Here is a 19,391-nt window from a genome sequence, read left to right as displayed (position 1 = left end):
ATCTTACCTGTCGTGTTCGGTTGTCATGACCAACGCGGTGGCCATGGCGGCGATCCCCTCGCCTCGACCGGTCAAGCCGAGGCCGTCCGTGGTGGTCGCGGACACAGAAACAGGCGCGCCCAGTATCTCGGAAAGCACCTTCTGCGCCTCGTCGCGACGCGGCCCGATCTTCGGACGGTTGCCGATGACCTGCACCGCGGCGTTGCCGACGGCGAACTGGTTCTCTTCGAGCAGTCGGCGAACCTCGGCAAGCATTCGAGCGCCGCTCACGCCGTCCCATTCGGGCCTGCCGGTGCCGAAAACCGAACCGAGGTCACCGAGGCCCGCCGCAGAGAGCAACGCGTCACACAGCGCGTGGACGGCGACGTCGCCGTCCGAATGGCCCGAGCACCCGTCTGCTTCCTCGAACAGCAACCCGGCCATCCAGCAAGGACGACCGACCTCGATGGGATGAACATCCGTGCCGAGACCGACGCGCATCTAATTTCCGTCCTGTGAATCCGCACTCAACGCTGTCTCCGAGCTCAGGAGCGCCCGTGCAAGGACCAGGTCGAGCGGAGTGGTGATCTTGAAGGCGAGAGCGTCGCCGGGAATCGTCTGCACCGAAACACCGAGACGCTCGACCAGAGCGGCGTCGTCGGTCGCGGCGACGTCACCGGCGTCGTACGCACTGCGCAGGACGCCGGTGGAGAATCCTTGGGGAGTTTGAACCGCACGCAACTCCGAACGCAGAGGCGTACCGGTGACTGCGCCGAGTACGTCGACCGACTTGATCGTGTCGGTAACCGGGAGTACCGGGATGACAGCGGAGCTGCCGGCTCGGAGAGTGTCGACGACGCGCGCGATCAACGCCGGCGGTGTCAATGCCCGCGCGGCATCGTGCACGAGTACAAAATCTGCGTCGCCGGCAGCGCTGAGGCCGGCTCGAACCGAATCGGTTCTTTCGGCACCACCGCCGACGACGTCGACGTCCGCTGCACGACCGAGGTCGGCTACGACGGATTCGACCAGTTCAGGCGGCACAATGACAACAACGCGGTCGATCGCTCCGGATTTCCGGAGTCCATCGACCGCGCGTGCAAGCATGGTGCACCCACCGAGTTCGACAAATGCCTTGGGCAATTTCTCGCCCAATCGCACTCCCCGACCTGCGGCAGGTACCAGGGCTACTACTGCCACTGTCAGCTTTGTTGTGTTGCAGTCAGGACGCGGCCGCGAGGACCTCGTCGAGAATGGTCTCTGCCTTCTCGGTGTCAGTGCCCTCGGCGAGCGCGAGCTCTCCGACGAGAATCTGACGAGCCTTGGCGAGCATGCGCTTCTCACCAGCGGAAAGTCCGCGGTCCTGCTCACGACGCCACAGGTCACGAACAACTTCTGCAACCTTGTTCACGTCACCTGAGGCAAGCTTCTCGAGATTTGCCTTGTATCGACGAGACCAGTTGGTGGGCTCTTCGGTGTGCGGTGCTCGCAGAACCTGGAAAACCTTGTCGAGGCCTTCTTGGCCGACCACATCACGAACTCCGACGTACTCTGCGTTGTCTGCAGGAACCCGTACTGTGAGATCGCCTTGAGCGACCTTCAGAACCAGGTACTCCTTCTGCTCACCCTTGATGGTGCGGGTTTCGATAGCTTCGATCAGCGCCGCACCGTGATGGGGGTATACGACGGTGTCTCCGACCTTGAAAATCATGTGTCCCGTGCCCCTTTCGATTCCACTAGTTTAACACGTGAAAGAACCGACCACTCATCAACTGTGCAGGTCAGGGGCATCCTTGCTCGAGCGTAGGGGTTGACAGGGCTTGTTGTACGTGCATTCAACTGGTCTGGAGCACCCCTGCGTAACGGACTGAAAGCCCACGCAGACAACCGTTGTGGCGACCCGACGGCCAGCCCGCGGGACCTTATCTACTACTCTGCCTAGTGGAGTGCGAACCTGACGCCGTGGAGGACAAATCGTGACTGCTATCCGTAAGCCGACTCGTCGAGTCGCTACCGCCATTGCACTGGCTGCAGGCGCAGCCATCGCGCTGTCCGCTTGCGGTTCCGGACAGGTGAGCCAGACCGCCGTCCAGCAGGCCGCCGTGAACGGCAACAGCGCCAACCTCGGTGAGATCGCACTGCGCAACGTGCACATCGCCTACCCCTCGTCCGAGGAATACAGCATCGAGCCGGGCGGCAACGCCGTGCTCGCGTTCACCGTCGTGAACGACAGCGCCGAGACCACGGACAAGCTCGTCAGCATCACCACCGATTACGCAGCACGCGTCATCGCAGGTGAAGAGGTAGGTGGCTTGACGATCAAGCCGCAGACGTCGCTGCAGGCCGGCCAGTTGCCCGCAGGCGAAGGTGCCGCGACCGAGGCCGAGACCCAGATCAAGAACAACGAAGAGAACGACGACGCACCCGCTGCGCTCACTCTCGTCGTTCTGCAGGACATCAAGGCAGGCGTTCGCCCCGGCTTGACCGTCCCGATCACCTTCAAGTTCGAGAAGGCAGGATCGGTCACCGTCGACGTGCCTGTCGACGCCGGCCCGCAGCTCGAGCGCAACGAGTCGGACAAGTCACCCGACGTTGCAGAAGCTGGGCACTGAGCCTCGAATCATCAAGGCGCACAATGCGCCTCGCAGAACAACTTCAGAATCACACTAGAGGCGGGGTCCATGTCGGACCCCGCCTCTAGTCTGTCCCGGTGGCCAAAGTGAAATCGAACTACCGCTGCTCCGAATGCCAGTCGGTAGTGCCCAAGTGGGTCGGTAGATGTCCGGACTGCGATTCGTGGGGCTCGATGACCGAGGTCGCCGTAGTGGCACCCGTCGCCAGTCGCGCCGGCGCCTCACTCGCCAAAGCAGGATCAAGCGCCGTGCTGCCTACGACGCCGGCCACGCCGCTGACACAGATCGACAGCACCTCGACGCAGGCCAAACCCACGGGGATCGGTGAGTTGGACCGCGTCCTCGGCGGTGGCGTCGTACCGGGTTCGGTGGTGCTGCTCGCGGGCGAGCCCGGCGTCGGAAAATCGACGCTACTTCTCGAGGTCGTCTACCGCTGGGCGATGCGCAGCGCGGATGATCGAGCGTTGTACGTCACGGGCGAGGAGTCTGCCGGTCAGGTTCGGCTTCGGGCAGATCGCACCAACTCTGTCCACGAACGGATGTATCTGGCGGCCGAATCCGATCTCGCGACCATCCTCGGCCACATCGAGCAGGTCAAACCGACACTGGTCATCGTCGACTCGGTGCAGACCATGCTTGCTGCCGACGTCGACGGGGTCGTCGGCGGCGTGACTCAGGTCAAGGCCGTCACCAGCGCCCTGACCTCCCTGGCCAAGGCCAGTGGAATCCCGGTGCTTCTGATCGGCCACGTCACCAAGGACGGCGCCGTCGCCGGTCCGCGCTCGCTCGAGCATCTCGTGGACGTGGTTCTGCACTTCGAAGGTGACAAGCACTCCACCCTGCGCATGGTCCGCGGCGTGAAGAACAGATTCGGTGCGGCCGACGAGGTCGGATGCTTCGAGCTGAGCGAGCAGGGCATCAACGAGATCAGCGATCCGTCCGGCCTGTTCCTGCATCACCGTGAAGAAGCTGTGGAAGGCACTGCCGTCACCGTGATGATGGACGGTAAGCGACCTCTACTCGGTGAAGTTCAGGCGCTCGTCGCCGCCACGCCGCTACCGACACCCCGCCGAGCCGTCAGCGGGCTCGACACCGCCCGTGTGGCCATGGTTCTGGCCGTGTTGGAACGCCGCGTCGGAGTGTCGATCTCGAAGGCCGACGTCTACGCCGCGACCGTCGGCGGTATGCGGATGACCGAGCCGGGTGCCGATCTGGCTCTCGCCATTGCGGTCGCTTCCGCCGTGAAAGCCAAACCCGTCCCCAAGGGGCTCGTCATCCTCGGCGAGGTCGGACTCGCCGGGGAGGTTCGACGGGTTGCCGGGGTGAACCGACGGCTGATCGAAGCTGCCCGACTGGGATTCACCAGCGCCATCGTGCCGGTTGATTCCGGCCCGAACATTCCCGGCATGCGCGTCAACGAAGTAGCGAATCTGGCCGAGGCACTGGCCTACGCCGGATTGATGGGCGGCAAACAAGCCCCGTCTCGCCCCAAGCTCACGCCGGTGAAGTGATCGTCGTTCGGCCGACTACCTCGTCAGACCGACGACGTGCCGAACGGGGACGTCGGTTCGCCGTCCACGAACTCCTTGGTCTTGGCGAAGTGTTCCGAGGTGATGGTCAGAAACAGTCCGCGGGACGTTCCCACCACCGTGTCCGGATCCGCTGTCGGACCTTCGACGATCACCGCTTCCGCGCTGGTGTAGACCTTGCGGCGCACAACGCCGTCGATGCGAGCCCGAAATTCGAGCACCGATCCCAACGGGATCGGCCGGGCGAAGTCGATCTCGAGGTGCCCGGTCACCACCGGCGAGCCGAGAGCCATGCATGCCATGCCTTGCGCCTCGTCGAAAGCCGTCGACAAAATGCCGCCGTGAATGACCCCCGGACCGCCCTGATACTTCTTGGCGACCTCCAGACGGCCCGTCACTTCCAACCCGTCACCAGCCCTGAAACTCATCGCCATTCCCGCAGGCTGGTCGTCGCCGCAGCCGAAGCATTTCGACCAGTGCTGAGGCAACTTCTCGCCGGCGGCCGGAAAGAATTCGACCGGCTCCGGGACAGTCAGGTCATCAGGCAGGGTCCAGGTACTACTCATGGATAGGTAATCTAAACGGGGATCAGTCCGGCGCAGGCATCGGACCCGACCGAAGTGACATCGACCTCAGCAGGGAGTTTCTCAATGATCAGTGCGATGGCGGACACACAGTCGTCGTCGGCATTGCGAGAGACCATCGCCAGGTTGGCGCCGGGTACCGCTTTGCGAGACGGGCTCGAACGAATTCTGCGCGGACGTACCGGCGCGCTGATCGTCCTCGGATACGACGAGGAGATGGAAGCGCTGTGTGACGGCGGATTCAACCTCGACGTGGAGTTCGCACCGACCCGATTGCGTGAGCTCTCGAAGATGGACGGCGCGGTAGTCCTCTCGACGGACGGCACACGCATCGTGCGCGCCAACGTCCAACTGGTTCCCGATCACAAGATTCCCACCGTCGAATCCGGCACCAGGCACCGTGCCGCCGAGCGCACGGCAATTCAAACTGGCTATCCCGTGGTCTCGGTCAGTCAGTCGATGTCGATCGTCAGTGTGTACGTCGGCGGCATCCGGCACGTCATCGACGGCTCGGCCACCATACTTTCGCGCGCCAACCAGGCCGTCGCGACGCTCGAACGATACAAAGCGCGACTCGACGAAGTGACACGGCAACTGTCGGTCGTCGAGATCGAGGATTTCGTGACTCTGCGCGACGCGTTGACCGTCGTACAGCGCCTCGAAATGGTTCGCCGCGTGTCGATCGAAATCGAACAGGATGTCCTCGAACTCGGCACCGACGGTCGCCAGTTGGCACTGCAGCTCGAAGAACTGGTCGGCGACAACGACATTGCACGTCAACTCATCGTTCGGGACTATCTTGCCGGTCCCGAACCCATCGGCACCGCGGCGATGGACAACGTCCTCGTCGCACTCGATCGCGTCACCGACGCCGATCTACTCGATCTCACGACTCTTGCGCGTGTTCTCGGTTATCCGGGCACGATCGAAGCCCTCGACACTCCGATGACTCCTCGCGGATATCGCGTGCTGATGCGTGTACCTCGATTGCAGTTCCATCAGATCCACCGGTTGGTCGGATCCTTCGGCACTCTCCAGTCGCTGCTGGCCGCTACGGCTGCCGATCTGCAGTCGGTCGAGGGCATCGGCGGGCTGTGGGCCCGTCACATCCGTGAGGGACTTTCCCGGCTCGCGGAAACGTCGATCACCGGATCCTTCAACTAGCGGGCCTGTTCAGGCTTGCCCGCGCTCATGCGATGTTGAACGGCTCCGGGGAGCTTCGCAGTGCACCGAGCTGCCCGACAACCGTGTAAGCGCCTGCGCCCACCGGATTGCGCTCGGGGTTCTGCGCGGTCGCGCACTCGGGGGTCGACGTCGTGGCCGACCAGGCGACCTTGAACGCAGCTTGCTCGCCGGGCGCGAGATTGCGTACGTCGGCTGCGGGCTGCGGGTAGCAGTCGACGTTGGACCACAACCGGGTCTTGCCGTCGATGCTGTAGACGAGCACCTGCTGAAGGCCGCCGGCCAGATCTCGATCACAGGGTGCCGAACCGATGTTGGTGATGACGATCGTGAACGACGGCTCTTCGCCGGGAGCGAAGGTCGCCTTGTCTGCGGTGGCCTTGACTGCCAGCGACGAGTCGGCGCACTGACCGGCCGGGACCGGAGCCCCGGTGGTCGACGAAGAGGAAGAAGACGAAGACGATCCCGAAGCCTGCGTGCCCGAGCCACCTGATCCACCGGCAGCGCCGCCACCCGAGCCACCGCCACCGTCCGGCGCGTTGGAGCCGGAAGGGTTGGGGGTGAAGGAGACGTCCGTCGTCAGCGAGGAACTCGCAGCGGCCGAATCGGCCTCCGGGGTATCACTTCCACCGCCGAAGAGAGCGGACGCCGCCCAGATGATCAACGCCAGTGCAATGACGGCGGCACCAATGGCCAGCGCCCGGCGACGCCAGTAGATCTCGGGGGGCAGTGGTCCATTAGGTTCCAACACGGACTCAACGGTAGTTGGCGCAGGGTCCACTAACCGTCAGCTGAGGCGGCGTGTCGGTACCCATTGTCTGCTGCCAGGTACCACTGCCCCGGAAGATCTAACCCTCGACGCTCTCGCCGATGTCGCCGACCGCGCCCTGAACTCGCATGTGACCGTCGGACAACGTGTACGTGACGCCGACGATCGCGCACGCACCCTTGTCCACCTTGTCGGCGATGATCCGCGACCTCTGCATGATCAGCGAGCCGGTCTCCACGACGTGACGGCCTTCGAGTTCGTCCACGGTGGACAAGCCCTCGTTGCGGCCCATCAGGATGGACGGAGCAACACGCTCGACCACACTGCGGATGAATCCGTCGGGAACTGCGCCCTCGTCCAGGGCGTCGAGCGTTGCCTTCACGGCACCGCAACCGTCGTGCCCGAGGACGACGATGAGCGGCACGTTGAGCACGTGAACCGCGTACTCGATGGAACCGAGCACCGAATCGTCGAGCACGTGACCTGCAGTGCGCACGACGAACATGTCGCCGAGACCCTGGTCGAAGATGATCTCGGCGGCTACGCGCGAATCACCGCAACCGAACAGCACCGCTGTGGGGTGCTGCCCATCGACGAGTTTCGCGCGGTCCGCGATTCCCTGGCTGGGGTGAATGGACGCGTCGTTGACAAATCGCTCGTTGCCTTCGCGAAGGGACTTCCAAGCGGAAATGGGGCTTGATCGTGGCATTCACTCATTGTGCACCCGCCGCATTTCGGGCTCTCGCCGGGAAGGTTGCGTGGACGCAAACGAAAGTTCCGCGTCGACATTCGCGCCCGGTGATGAAGTGGCCGAAATGGAACTTACTTCAGAGTCAGTTTCCTGATACCGTCTCCGAACGTGACCTGGAGCACTTCGAGCTCCCGAGTGTGATCGAAGAAACCCGACCAGAACGATTGGGCCGGAGAGGGGGATGGCGTGAGCACCGAAGCTACGACGACCGGGAATGGAACAACCGGGGAAACAACTGCTGTCTCCCCCGCCAAGACGAACATGTTCTCGAACCTGCTCTCCGAGATCGGACTGCTCTTCACCTTCACCGTTCGCGTGTGCGTTGCGGCGTTCACATCTCTTCGACACAAGCGCCTCGCCTGGCGTGAGGCGCTCGACCAGATGTGGTTTCTCGCCCACGTCACCTCGGTCGCGTCCGCTCTGGTGATGATTCCCCTCGGTGTCGGGGTAGCACTGCAGATCGGTGCGCTCGCAGATCAAATCGGCGCGGGTGCGTACAGCGGTGCCGTCGTCGCGTTCCTCATCATCGGACAGGCCGGCCCCCTGGTGTGCGCCCTGATCATCGCCGGTGTCGGCGGTTCCGCAATCTGCGCAGATTTGGGAGCGCGAACGATACGCGAGGAAATCGATGCACTCGAAGTGCTCGGTCTACCCGTGCTCGAACGCCTGGTCGTACCCCGGATGATCGCCATTGCCGTCGTCTGCCTCCTACTGAACTCGATAGTTCTCGTAATCGGTTTGGGCGCAAGCCTCTTCGTTCACGTCCTGATACTCGACGGCAACGCACAGAGTTTCCTGCGCAATCTCGTTCAATTCAGTCAACCCAGCGACTTCGTCGTCTCCGGCATCAAAGCCGTTGCCTTTGCTCTCATCTCGGGAATCGTGGCCTGCTACAAGGGCCTGACCGTCAAGCGCGGAGCTCAAGGCGTCGGCGACGCAGTCAACGAGACCGTCGTGCTCTCGTTTGTCCTCGTGTTTGTCGCCAACCTCGCAATTACTCAGTTCTACCCACTGTTCGTCTCGGTGAAAGGTGCCTATTGATGCACCTGCCCATCGCAATTCGTGCCAAGCGGGTCAGTTCGCGGACCGTCGACGGCCTGAGTCGACTCGGCGATCAGTTCACGTTCCACGCGCGTGTCATCACCTCGATTCCCGCAACCCTCAAGCGCTATTGGCGTGAAGTCGCCCGTCTCGTCGCCCAGGTGGCATTCGGTTCGGGCACCCTGCTCGCCGGAGGCGGCAGCGTCGTCGTGATCTTCGCGATCTCGTTCTTCGCCGGTTCCCAGATCGGACTCGAGGGCTACCGCGGACTCAACCTCGTCGGCCTCGCACCGCTGTCCGGCGTGATGTCCGCCATCGCGAATACTCGCGAGGTGGCACCACTCGTTGCCGCAATCACCCTGGCAGCCAAGGTCGGAACCGGATTCACCGCGCAGCTCGGAGCGATGCGGATCTCCGAGGAAATCGACGCGCTCGAAGTCATGGCGATTCCCTCGCTGCGGTACCTGGTCACTACCCGAATGATCGCGGCGCTCATCGCGGTGGTCCCGCTGTACCTGGTCGGCCTGTTTGCTTCGTACATGGCAACGGCGCTTGCGGTGATCCGGGTCAAAGGCCAGTCGGAGGGAACGTACGGCTACTACTTCAGTCTTTTCCTCTCTCCCAACGACATCTGGTTGTCCTTGATAAAAGTCATGGTGTTCGCGGTCGTCGTGACCCTCGTGCACTGCTACTACGGTTACACCGCGACGGGTGGACCCGAAGGCGTCGGACGAGCCGCCGGACGAGCGTTGCGCACCAGCATCGTCTTCCTTGCATTCACCGACGTCGCGATGACCATTGCGCTGTGGGGACTCAAACCTCACGTACCCGGGCTGACCGGATGATCGTCACGAATTCCAGCCGAATCACCCTGGCACTGCGGGGTTTACTCGCCGTGGTCATCCTGATCCTCGCCTACGTCTTCTTGTTCAGCAGAGGTACGGACTCCACCGGTTCCACACCGCAGGTCAGTGCTGTCGTCCCCGCCAGTGCCGGTGCGCTGCGAGTCGGATCCTCGGTACAGTACCGCGGCGTCGTCGTCGGCGCTGTGGCCGAGATCGAGCCGGGCACCACCGCTTCGACTGTCTCACTCGCGATCGACGAGGGAGCGTTCGAGGACATACCGTCGACAAGTCAGGTGCGACTGATGCCCCGCAACATCTTCGGTGACTTCTTCGTAGACTTGATTCAACCTGACGGACTCTCGCGTGGTCCTGCTCTCGTGCCGGGTACCGAATTGGTATCCGATCAGTCCGAAGTCGCGGTCCAGCTCTACCAATCGATCTCACGGATCTACTCGCTCGTTTCTTCCCTCGACCCCGCCGACATCAACGTCGCACTCACGGCAGTCTCGGACGCGTTGAGCGGCAAGGGAAACCAGATCGGCGAATCGCTCGATTCAGTCCACCAAGCGTTGGTCGGTGCGCAGCCCGTCATCGACGGACTCGGTGACGACCTCGACGACATAGCCACCCTCGCCGACAGTCTCTCGACGAGTGCGCCGGACATGCTCGCCGCATTCGAGAACTCCATCACCACATCCAAGACCGTCGTCGAGAAATCCGACGGGTTGGCGGGGCTTCTGCGTGCCGGCACCAGCACGGGAGCTGCTGCCACGAGTCTGATCGGTGACAATCGCGACCGCATGATCACCTTGGTCGACGACGCCGATTCCCTGACCGGCGCAATCACTTCGCGGCCGGACCACATCACCACCTTCTACAACGGCCTGCGCAATCTCACGATCAAGCTCCCGCCCGCGTTGGCGCATGGTCCGTGGCTCAGCACCGATCTACGGCTGTCCGTCACAGATCTGTATCCGTACGGAAAGACCGACTGCCCACAGTACGACGGAACCCGCGGACCCAACTGTCCTGCCGCCGCGACCGCGTTCGGCGGAACCGTCGGCCCGGTCGGCAGCCCTGCCGAACAGTCCCTGATCTCGGCTCTCACCCAGGGCGGTACAGCTTTGGACACTCTCGTGGCGGGGCCGGTATTTCGCGGCACGACGGTGGTGGGCGGATGAGCGTGAAGAAATCTCTGATCAGGTTCGGACTGTTTGCTGCACTGTCGATTCTCGCCACCGTGGTTGTGGTGAGCACCCTGATCAACCCAGTCTCCGGGTCGAGTTCGCAGTACCGGGCCGTCTTCGTCAATGCCTCCGGCCTGGTCACCGGCAGCGATGTTCAGATCGCCGGGGTGCGAGTAGGGCGCGTCGACAGCGTCGAGCTGGTGAACAACCAAGCCGTCGTCGGCTTCGAACTCGAATCTGCACAACGTATTCCGTCCGACGGTCGCGCTGTGGTGAGGTACGCAGACCTGTTGGGAGCGCGAACAATTTCGATCGAACCCGGACAGGCCGAACGCGCAACAGGCAACTACCTCTCCCCCGGGGCCACAATTCCCGTGGAACAGACTCAGCCGGCGATCGACCTCACCGACATCCTCGGCGGATTCCGTCCCCTGTTCGACGCACTTGACCCCGCAGAAGTCAACGAGCTTGCCGCACAGGTCGTCCAGGTATTCCAAGGACAAGGTTCCACCATCGAAAGCCTGCTGGAGCGCACTGTTGCCGTCACCGAGAACTTGACGTCCCGGGACGCGATCTTGGACCAACTACTGAACAACCTCGACCGGGTCCTTACCGTGACCACGACGAATCGACCCAACTTCGTCGAGATGATCAACACGCTCGACACACTGGTCGGCGGTTTGGCACAGGACCGCCAACAGATCTCGGCCGCAGTGGATTCCGCAGGCGCCCTGACTTCTTCACTTCAGGACTTGGTGACGCGCGTGGAACCGGACTCGGCTGGCGCGCTGACTTCGATCGATCAGTCGGCCAGCGTCGTCGTCGACAACCGTGAGTCGCTGGCGACCGGTATCACCGCTTTCGATCAACTGTTCACCCAGTTGGGGATCGCGATGAGCTACGGAAGCTGGGCGAACATCTACATCTGCAACTTCCGGCTCAGCGCGCTGGACCAATCGGTGTCCCTCGGCGGCCCCGAGCGTTCGGCGGTGTGCCGATGAACTGGCTCACCGTCAAGAACCCGGTCCGCAACGGAATCATCTGCATCCTCGTCGGAGTCGGTGTAATTCTGGCCGCACTCGTTGTCCCTCAACTGATCTTGAAGGTCAAGACCAACGAGTACCACGCCGTCTTTGCCAACGCCACCGGGTTGACGCAGGACGATCCGGTCAACGTCGCGGGAGTCCCGAGCGGGGTGGTCACCTCGTTGGCGGTCAGCGGCAACTCGGTTGAAGTCACCTTCCGACTCGACGACGGCGTCACTCTCGGCGAAGACTCCCGTGCGGACATCAAGATCTCGACTCTGCTCGGCCGACGCTCGCTCGACGTCACTCCGAACGGATCGCGCTCGTTACCCGCAGGTTCGACCATCCCCATCGAGAACACGAGCGTTCCCTTCACTCTCGACGATCTCGGTCGAGGAGCACAATCCACGTCGGAAAACCTTGATCTGCAACAACTGCGAAACATGCTGACCGTGGTGTCCGACAACTCACCGGACGATCCCGAACTCATTCGCCGCTCACTCGAGGGAATCGACGCACTCTCCGGAGTAGTCAACGACAACGACGTTGCGCTCCGTTCCCTTCTCACCGGAGCGCAGCAGACGACCGCAACACTGATCGAGCAGAAGGACACTCTGGAAACCCTTCTGGGGAATGCGGATCTGGTGATGTCCACGATCGCCGACCGGCGAGATGTGCTGAATGCGCTTGTACAAGACCTCAATCAGTTGAGCACCACACTTGCCCAGTTCCTGGGCGACAACCAGGCTTTGATCGACTCGGTCATGGGAGACATCCACGTGGTGACGGGAGTTCTGTCCGAGAACGAACAATCACTGACCACACTGCTCGACAACTTCGCCCCCAGCGTCCGCTACGTCACCAACGCAACCGGTAACGGCAACTGGCTCGACCTCAACTCACCCTCCACCCTCATCCCGGACAACTGGTTGTGCGTCGTCGGGCTCGTTCAGGGGTGTCGATGACCACGACCGTCAAGAAACTCGCCGTGCTGGCAGCGATAGTGATCTGCGCGATCGGTGCCGTCCTGGTCGTCACGCGTGACGAACACAGACTCACTCTCACCGCCGAATTCACCTCGACCGACGCTATCTTCACCGGGAACACAGTGACGATTCTGGGAGTTCCCAGCGGGAGGGTCGAGAGCGTCACGCCGGAAGGGTCCCGGGTACGAGTGGCGCTGAGCCTGCCATCCGGAACACGTATACCCGCCGACGCGCAGGCCTGGGTCCTGTCTCCCTCGGTCATCAGTGACCGCACGATCGAACTCGGCCCCGGCTACGAGGACGGTGAGTTCCTCACCGACGGCGCGGTGATCCCTCTCGAACGCACTCACTCCCCCCTGACGTGGGACCAACTCACCGCATCGGTGAACGAATTGACGGTGGCGCTCGGCCCTGGCGCCGACGGCGGCGGGATCGGTGACCTCATCGGAGAAGGCGCCCACGCGTTGGACGGCAACGGGCAAGCATTCAACGATGCCGTTCGGTCCATCTCACAGGCCAGTTCGGTACTGGCGGGTGCAAGTCCCGACATCTCCGAACTGGTGAAGAACCTGAACACCCTCGTGCAGTTGATCGCGGACAACCAGACCAAGGTCGACTCTCTGTCGAACTCGGTGACAGTCACCGCCCGCACGTTCAGCGCCCAGCGAGAAGACATCAGCGGGGCGCTCGATTCCCTGACCACGTTGCTCGGACAGGTCTCAGCGCTACTCGCCGAACACGGCGAGGCGGTCACCGCCGATCTGGGTACGCTCGCACAGTTGGCCGGTGCAGTCGCGACCAAACAGGATCAACTGCGCGAGATCATCGAAACGGCACCAACGGGATTCGAGAACGTCGCCAACCTCGTCACCGAAGAAGGCCGAGCCAGGGCGCGATTGAACGTCGCCACCGATCTCTCACAGTTCGACACGACGCGAGAACTGTGCGAGAAGATGCCGATTCCGCTGTGCACCGGGCCGGGAATCGTCAATCCCATCGAATTTCCTTCGGCAGGCAGCTCCGACCTGGCACGCATCCTCGGTGGGGGCAACTGATGGCGTCGAACAAGTCCGTGGTGAGCGTTGTCGTGGCACTTGTCATCGCGGCGCCATTGACCGGCTGCAGTCCCAACTTCCAGCACCTCCCCCTCGGACGCGGTCTGCCAGGAGAGTCGTACCCGCTGAACATGGAATTCGTCGACGCGTCGTTACTTCCCGTCGGCGGCGAGGTGCGGATCGGGCAGGCTGTCGTCGGCAGAGTCACGTCGATGAGCGCGCAAACCTTTGCAGCCGTGGTACATACCGAAATCGCGTCGGACATCGAACTACCTGTCGGCACCCGCGCTCGGATCGAGCTGTCGACCCCGATCGGCGATGCGTTCGTCAACCTCGAAGTTCCGGTCGATCCAGCGGGCCCCATTCTCGAACCAGGTTCCACCATCGAGCGATCGGAGACCGTGCGCGGACCCGATGTCGCACAACTGCTCGGCGCCGTCGGAACTCTGTTGAACGGCAGTGGGTTGGCGCAGGTCAAGAACATCGTCAGTGAGGCTGATCAGATTCTCGACGGCAGGGAGGAGACGATCCGCGATCTGCTTGCACGCCTTGACACTTTTCTCGGAACACTTGACGACCGAAAGGAATCGATCAATTCGGCACTGGATTCACTGAACCGGCTCAGCGCTCTGATCGGTGACGAGAGCACCACGATCGACGAAGGCTTGCGCACACTCACACCCGCATTGGGCGTGATCGCCGACCAACGACAACCGCTCCTCGATCTACTCGACGAAACCGATCGGCTCAGTACCGCAACCAATTCCGTACTCGACCAGTCGTCCGACCAGATTTCCGAGATCACCGGACGACTGTCACCCATCCTCGACCAGTTCTCGGCAATGGGCCCGACACTGGGTGAGACGATGGCCAACCTGGACAACGCAAGAGTGCTCCTCGAGCGTGCCAGCCCAGGCGATTACGTGAACATCGACCTCGACGTCGATGTCGAGGGCACCGTGACCGGAGTGCTCAACGAGATAATCCCGGGCGCCGCACCGCCACTGCCACCTCTGCCCGCCTCCGATCGGGAACTGCCGATCACGACACCCCTGCAAGGAGGAACGCGATGAAGAACCGAACCGTCTATTTCGAGATCGCCGCCTTTCTCCTCGTCGCGGTGGTCAGCACGACGTACGTACTCCGGCAAGTCGGTGCCGGAGATCCGTTCACCGGAACCTTCTCGGTCATCGTCGAATTGGAGAACGCGGCCGGAATCGCTCCCGGTTCGGAAGTGGCCTATCGCGGAGTCACCGTCGGCGACGTCGAGTCGGTGGAGGTGGACTCTGCCCAGGACCTCGTCGTGATGACGTTGAGCATCGCCGCCGACAAACAGATCCCCAACGATTCGCATGTGGCCATCAGCCAGGACACCGCCGTTCCGGTATTGAAAGTTCAGTTGTCCTCGCAGACCGACGGCGGCCCGTATCTGGTTGAAGGTTCCGTTGTTCCGACTGAGCGCACTTCGATCCCGGTCGCGTTGGGAACCGTGATTGCGAATTTCAACGCTGCTGCCGACACCGTCGATCCGGCAGACCTGCGAACCCTCTCGCACGAACTCGGCGAGGGATTGAACGGATTGGGTCCGGATCTGCAGGCGCTCGTCGACAACTTCGACGTGCTCGCGCGCACTGTCCAATCCGATCAACCGCGTGTCAACACACTCGTCGAGAACTCGCGCTCACTGTTCACTGCGAACGAGGAAAATGTTGACGCTCTTCCCGAAGTTGCACTCACACTTCGCCAATTGACAGATCAGGTACGAAACTCCGATCCGCAACTGCGCACACTCCTCGATCGAAGCCCGAGTGTTCTCGACAATCAGATACTGCCTCTCATCGAACAGAGTCGTGAGCCGTTCAGTCTGCTGTTGGCCAATTCTCTCGTCTCCACTCAGATCGTCACTGCACGGATGCCCGCCGTCGATGCCTTGTTGGTGGTGGTGCCCAAAGGATTCGAGAAGTTCGGAAGTATCGTCAAAGACGGACGGGCACAGCTTGATCTGATCACAGCACTCGGACCGGTCTGTATCTACGACACGCCCCGGCGATCGGTACAGGACACCTCACCGACCACGCTCGACAAGAACCAACACTGCGCGGACCAGTCGGGCCGGATCCAGAATCGCGGATCGCAGAACGTCCCCACCGGAACTGGAACGATCGACGGGGTTGCTGAATACGATCCTGCCCTCGGAACGGTCGCAGCCGGTGACGGAACGTCGATTCGTCTGGGCCTCAACGGTGGTCAGAACACCGTTCTCGGTGACAACTCGTTTGCCGCACTACTAGTACAAGGAACGCAATGACCGAGACAACCGAACCCCAGACGCCCACAATCGTCGACAAGCCCAAGCGGCTTCGCAAGCAGACCGTAGCGATCGTTGCCGGCGCCCTGGTCGTGGTCGCGGCGCTCGGATGGGGCGCATTCGCGACCTGGCAGAAATCGGTCGACGAAAACGCGCGTATCAGCGCCCTGGACAGCGGACGGCAATTCGCCACTGATCTTGCGACGTACAACTTCCAGAACCTCGATCAGAATCTCTCCGTGGTCCGTGACAATTCTGTCGGCGAATTCGCCGGTCAGTACGCCCAGGTGGCAGCCAACTTGCAGAACATGATCGTGCAGTATCAGGCGACCTCGTCCGCTCAGATCATTTCAGCCGGGCTGGCGAGCAGTGATCGCGACAACGCCGAGGTTCTCGTGTTCCTCGATCAGACGATCACGAACACCAACTCCCCCGATCCGAGAATCGACCGCAACCGGATGCAACTCTCGCTGGTCCGCGAGGACGGCGAGTGGAAACTGAGTAACGTGCAGTTGTTGTGACCCGGCGGTCGGGCGTCAAAGACAGCCGTGTCGGCGACTGCCGATAAAGTGGCCCCCACAAGTCGACGTCTCCTTCGTCGACCGGGAGCGCAAGGTTCGAGGAGTGTGTCGGTAGCAGTGGCAGTGGAATCTTCGGTGCTGCTGAAGTGGTACTCCGAGACGGCTCGCGACCTGCCGTGGCGACGCGAGGGCGTCAGTGCCTGGCAGATCCTGATGAGCGAGATCATGCTCCAGCAGACGCCGGTGGTGCGCGTTGCGCCAATCTGGGAAGAGTGGGTCGAGCGCTGGCCGGTGCCGTCGGCGATGGCAGCGTCGAGCCAGGCAGAGGTGCTTCGCGCGTGGGGCAAACTCGGTTATCCACGACGCGCGCTGCGGTTACACGAATGCGCGGGCGTCCTGGCTGCCGAGCACGGTGACGTGGTCCCGGAAGACGTCGATACCCTGCTCTCGCTACCGGGAATCGGTTCGTACACCGCCCGCGCCGTCGCGTGTTTCGCCTACGGACAGCGAGTGCCTGTGGTGGACACCAACGTACGACGCGTAGTTGCGCGAGCCGTCCACGGCAATGCGGAACCCGGGAACCCGTCCAACACGCGAGACCTCGCCGACGTCGCGGCGCTGCTGCCGAGGACGCGTGCGCGCGCCGCCACCTACAGCGCAGCTCTCATGGAACTCGGTGCACTGATCTGCACGGCGCGGAACCCGAACTGCGAGAACTGCCCTTTGCCGAACTGCGCGTGGGTCGCTTCGGGCAAACCGGCACACACCGGACCACCCAAGAAGGTGCAGAAGTTCGCGGGCACAGATCGCCAGGTTCGTGGAAAATTGATGGCCGTTCTTCGCGAGAGTCACCGTCCGGTCGAGCGCGCGCAACTCGACATCGTCTGGCCGGCCGATCCGGGTCAGCGTGACCGTGCGTTGCATTCACTGCTGGTCGACGGACTGGTCGAGCAGACCGACGACGGCCTGTTTGCGCTGGCCGGAGAGGGTACGGCTTAGCCGACTCGCAGCGGGGTGCATTCTTCGGCTGTGGGTTCGTCGGTCTGGAGCGGTGCGACTTCCGGATCAGAACGCCGAAGTACTGCAGGAACGGCAGGCACCACTGGATCGCAAGGCGCAAGTGTCGGAATCTGTAGGGCAGCGCCGGACGGGGGCCCGCTGGTGGAGGTCGCCGACTCGGCGCCGATGTTCGGGCTATCCGTGGACACCGCGCGCGACCCGTCTGGGGACAGCGCGATCAGCAACCCCGTCAACATGAGTAGAAGCGGCAGTACTATTGCCGCCGCCCACCGGACCCTGTTGACGGGCCGGACAGCCATGCCGTCACCGGACCGAACTTCGCTTCCGCGATCGGCCGCTACCAGCGCAGCCCCTATCGCCAGTTGGGTCCGCTCGCCGAGAAACAGGAAGCCGAGACCTGCCAGTTCAGCGGCTTCCGCGGACGGCTGCCGAGAGTCTTCCTTCACGAGCATCGCGACGAGCATCTTGGGCACAGGGTCTCGTTCGGCGACGAGGAGGTCCAATGTCGCAGCAAATGTCGAGCTGTCCGCAAGCAACTCGGCCGTGTCGTAACGATGCGCCGAGTCCACGACGCCTGCTCTCGGGTCGACGGCCGCGATCACGGTCTCACTGCCGTCCGGCCAGAACGCGAGAATCGGCGAAACACCAATGAGAGCGTCGACCGTCCGCAGGTAGGCAAGCCGTGCGTCGAGACCGTTGACCAACTCGATGTTCTCGAAAGGACTGGAGGACAACGAATCCGAGACAAGTTCACGCACGTCCGCACGCTCGCACATCACTCCGACGACGGTGGGGCACAGATTCGAGCGCAGGGCTCGACCGGTGGCGACCTCGGCCGCGGAGGCGAGTGCGCGCGCCGACGCTTGGGGAGAGGGAACAGTCCCGTCTGCACCCCAGGGGTGACGGAACTCGTCGATCGAGCCAAGAAGGGGTGTGTCCGCATCTACGAGAGCTGTTGAAATTGACTGATTTTCGAATACAACGCCCAGGCTTTCACGCACTGGATCCTCCATTGACTGCTACTGACTGTTACGAGTGTTGCCATTCCTGCGAAGCAGTATCAGAACGTCAGGCCACCGACCGCCATTGCACCTGGTTCCAGCACCACATCCACCGGCGCTCGGCCGTCGACCGTGACGCGATACGTCCCCGGTAGCAGTCCGACAAACGAGAAGTGACCCTCGAACGGTTTCACCGTCCGCGCTGTCGCGTGCCCGCATTGATCGACGCCGTCGATCACCACCGCCTCCGAGATGCCCGATGTCACCAGACCTGAGATTCGTCCATCTGCCGAGACAGCAGCCCACTGGCTTCTCTGACCACCAACAGAAATCCCGTACGGATCACACACTCCCGGGGTGGTCGCCACCCGCACCGTGACATCGCCCGACCGCACGCGAACCGCCCCCCGATCTACGGTGACCAGTGCAGCGATCGGTAGACCGTCGGCGTCTTCCCGCTTTCCCGCAGTCATCGTCGCCGTTCGGGTGAAGTACCGGTCCGCTTCCAGATTGCCTATCAGGCAATGTAATCCGACCTCGTCGATACCCGAGCCGTCTCCGCAGTAATCAGGCACGGACGGCAGAACGAAACCTCGAGGCACCGGAAGTTGCACGACCACGTCGGAGAGCGGGTTGCCCCGGACACCGATGTCGATGACATACGTCACCGGATCACCCTCTCGGACAATGCCGTTGGACGGTCCCGAATCGAGCCCTGGACCGTCAGCGGGATCGAAGGGCGGTGCACCGTCAATCGCCGTCAGCTCGACGGTGAAGGGAGGCACGAACTCTCCCTCGGCCGCCAATCGAACATCCGACTGCATCGGCAGCAAGCCGAGCGCAGCAGCGCCGACCACCAGAGCTCCGGTCACGACAACTATGCCGATACCTCGCACTCCTCGGCGCCACGCTCTCGGCCGGAGTCCGACGACAACGGCCTTCGACCGCACCTCTGACAGACGAGTTCTCACGACG

At 62.6% G+C, this 19,391-nt stretch carries 21 protein-coding genes; 13 read left to right on the top strand and 8 right to left on the bottom strand.

Annotated elements, in window-relative coordinates; all coding sequences use genetic code 11:
* Positions 1-3: 3 nt before the first annotated feature.
* The 3 genes from ispF to carD are packed head-to-tail and all read right to left on the bottom strand — an operon-like array spanning position 4 to position 1,690.
* Positions 4-480 (bottom strand): 2-C-methyl-D-erythritol 2,4-cyclodiphosphate synthase, encoded by a 477-nt coding sequence (gene ispF / locus BH682_RS03670; RefSeq protein WP_003945901.1) that lies wholly within the window; start codon positions 478-480, stop codon positions 4-6.
* Entirely contained in the window at positions 481-1,179 is a 699-nt protein-coding gene (ispD, locus tag BH682_RS03665) for a 2-C-methyl-D-erythritol 4-phosphate cytidylyltransferase (protein ID WP_075832087.1), read from the bottom strand.
* A 22-nt stretch (positions 1,180-1,201) separates the two neighbouring features.
* Positions 1,202-1,690: an RNA polymerase-binding transcription factor CarD gene (carD, locus tag BH682_RS03660; RefSeq protein ID WP_003945666.1), complete on the bottom strand. Its 489-nt coding sequence runs from the start codon at positions 1,688-1,690 to the stop codon at positions 1,202-1,204.
* 265 nt (positions 1,691-1,955) lie between these two features.
* Here carD and BH682_RS03655 point away from each other — a divergent pair, with 265 nt between their 5' ends.
* Positions 1,956-2,591, top strand: coding sequence for a copper chaperone PCu(A)C (locus tag BH682_RS03655; protein WP_021342814.1), 636 nt, complete (start codon positions 1,956-1,958; stop codon positions 2,589-2,591).
* A gap of 98 nt (positions 2,592-2,689) precedes the next feature.
* On the top strand, positions 2,690-4,123 hold the full coding sequence (gene radA / locus BH682_RS03650; protein WP_003945739.1) for a DNA repair protein RadA: 1,434 nt from the start codon (positions 2,690-2,692) through the stop codon (positions 4,121-4,123).
* A gap of 23 nt (positions 4,124-4,146) precedes the next feature.
* Here the strand turns inward: radA and BH682_RS03645 are convergent, their stop codons facing one another.
* Positions 4,147-4,707 carry a PaaI family thioesterase gene (locus tag BH682_RS03645; RefSeq protein ID WP_019746834.1) on the bottom strand — a complete coding sequence of 187 codons (561 nt, stop codon included), beginning with the start codon at positions 4,705-4,707 and terminating at the stop codon, positions 4,147-4,149.
* A gap of 96 nt (positions 4,708-4,803) precedes the next feature.
* Here BH682_RS03645 and disA point away from each other — a divergent pair, with 96 nt between their 5' ends.
* The gene (gene disA, locus BH682_RS03640) at positions 4,804-5,889 is read left to right on the top strand and encodes a DNA integrity scanning diadenylate cyclase DisA (RefSeq protein WP_024487741.1); all 1,086 of its coding nucleotides are present in this window, start codon (positions 4,804-4,806) and stop codon (positions 5,887-5,889) included.
* Positions 5,890-5,914: 25 nt separating this feature from the next.
* Here disA and BH682_RS03635 read toward each other — a convergent pair whose 3' ends face one another.
* Entirely contained in the window at positions 5,915-6,658 is a 744-nt protein-coding gene (locus BH682_RS03635) for a DUF4232 domain-containing protein (protein ID WP_007726893.1), read from the bottom strand.
* Between the two features lie 97 nt (positions 6,659-6,755).
* Positions 6,756-7,385, bottom strand: a complete 630-nt coding sequence (locus BH682_RS03630) for a carbonic anhydrase (protein ID WP_075832085.1) — start codon at positions 7,383-7,385, stop codon at positions 6,756-6,758.
* Between the two features lie 228 nt (positions 7,386-7,613).
* On the opposite strand from BH682_RS03630, the gene BH682_RS03620 reads away from it, so the two are divergent.
* The 10 genes from BH682_RS03620 to BH682_RS03575 all read left to right on the top strand — a co-directional run bounded on the left by BH682_RS03620 (position 7,614) and on the right by BH682_RS03575 (position 17,394).
* Positions 7,614-8,468, top strand: coding sequence for an MlaE family ABC transporter permease (locus tag BH682_RS03620; RefSeq protein ID WP_003945667.1), 855 nt, complete (start codon positions 7,614-7,616; stop codon positions 8,466-8,468).
* Positions 8,468-9,313, top strand: coding sequence for an MlaE family ABC transporter permease (locus BH682_RS03615; RefSeq protein WP_003945610.1), 846 nt, complete (start codon positions 8,468-8,470; stop codon positions 9,311-9,313). The genes BH682_RS03620 and BH682_RS03615 overlap by 1 nt, the downstream gene beginning before the upstream one ends.
* Positions 9,310-10,494, top strand: a complete 1,185-nt coding sequence (locus BH682_RS03610; RefSeq protein ID WP_003945917.1) for an MCE family protein — start codon at positions 9,310-9,312, stop codon at positions 10,492-10,494. Before BH682_RS03615 ends, BH682_RS03610 begins: the two co-directional genes overlap by 4 nt.
* A complete protein-coding gene (locus BH682_RS03605; protein WP_075832083.1) occupies positions 10,491-11,501 on the top strand; it encodes an MCE family protein in 1,011 nt (336 codons plus the stop codon). The genes BH682_RS03610 and BH682_RS03605 overlap by 4 nt, the downstream gene beginning before the upstream one ends.
* Positions 11,498-12,490: an MCE family protein gene (locus tag BH682_RS03600; protein WP_075835136.1), complete on the top strand. Its 993-nt coding sequence runs from the start codon at positions 11,498-11,500 to the stop codon at positions 12,488-12,490. Before BH682_RS03605 ends, BH682_RS03600 begins: the two co-directional genes overlap by 4 nt.
* A complete protein-coding gene (locus BH682_RS03595) occupies positions 12,487-13,566 on the top strand; it encodes an MCE family protein (protein WP_050656747.1) in 1,080 nt (359 codons plus the stop codon). The genes BH682_RS03600 and BH682_RS03595 overlap by 4 nt, the downstream gene beginning before the upstream one ends.
* A complete protein-coding gene (locus BH682_RS03590) occupies positions 13,566-14,639 on the top strand; it encodes an MCE family protein (protein ID WP_075832081.1) in 1,074 nt (357 codons plus the stop codon). The genes BH682_RS03595 and BH682_RS03590 overlap by 1 nt, the downstream gene beginning before the upstream one ends.
* Positions 14,636-15,874, top strand: coding sequence for an MlaD family protein (locus BH682_RS03585; RefSeq protein ID WP_075832079.1), 1,239 nt, complete (start codon positions 14,636-14,638; stop codon positions 15,872-15,874). Before BH682_RS03590 ends, BH682_RS03585 begins: the two co-directional genes overlap by 4 nt.
* Positions 15,871-16,395 carry a hypothetical protein gene (locus BH682_RS03580; RefSeq protein WP_042451875.1) on the top strand — a complete coding sequence of 175 codons (525 nt, stop codon included), beginning with the start codon at positions 15,871-15,873 and terminating at the stop codon, positions 16,393-16,395. The genes BH682_RS03585 and BH682_RS03580 overlap by 4 nt, the downstream gene beginning before the upstream one ends.
* 117 nt (positions 16,396-16,512) lie before the next feature.
* Positions 16,513-17,394 carry an A/G-specific adenine glycosylase gene (locus tag BH682_RS03575; RefSeq protein WP_007726916.1) on the top strand — a complete coding sequence of 294 codons (882 nt, stop codon included), beginning with the start codon at positions 16,513-16,515 and terminating at the stop codon, positions 17,392-17,394.
* Here BH682_RS03575 and BH682_RS03570 read toward each other — a convergent pair.
* Both BH682_RS03570 and BH682_RS03565 read right to left on the bottom strand, forming a co-directional pair.
* A complete protein-coding gene (locus BH682_RS03570) occupies positions 17,391-18,416 on the bottom strand; it encodes a hypothetical protein (RefSeq protein WP_223304576.1) in 1,026 nt (341 codons plus the stop codon). The genes BH682_RS03575 and BH682_RS03570 overlap by 4 nt on opposite strands.
* 59 nt (positions 18,417-18,475) lie before the next feature.
* Positions 18,476-19,387, bottom strand: coding sequence for a hypothetical protein (locus BH682_RS03565; protein ID WP_075832075.1), 912 nt, complete (start codon positions 19,385-19,387; stop codon positions 18,476-18,478).
* Positions 19,388-19,391: the final 4 nt, after the last annotated feature.

This window comes from Rhodococcus sp. YL-1 (assembly GCF_001942025.1).
Classification (GTDB): Bacteria; Actinomycetota; Actinomycetes; order Mycobacteriales; family Mycobacteriaceae; genus Rhodococcus_F; species Rhodococcus_F qingshengii.
The sequence above is the reverse complement of the archived record's forward strand: the minus strand, read 5'-3'. Positions and strand labels throughout refer to the sequence as shown.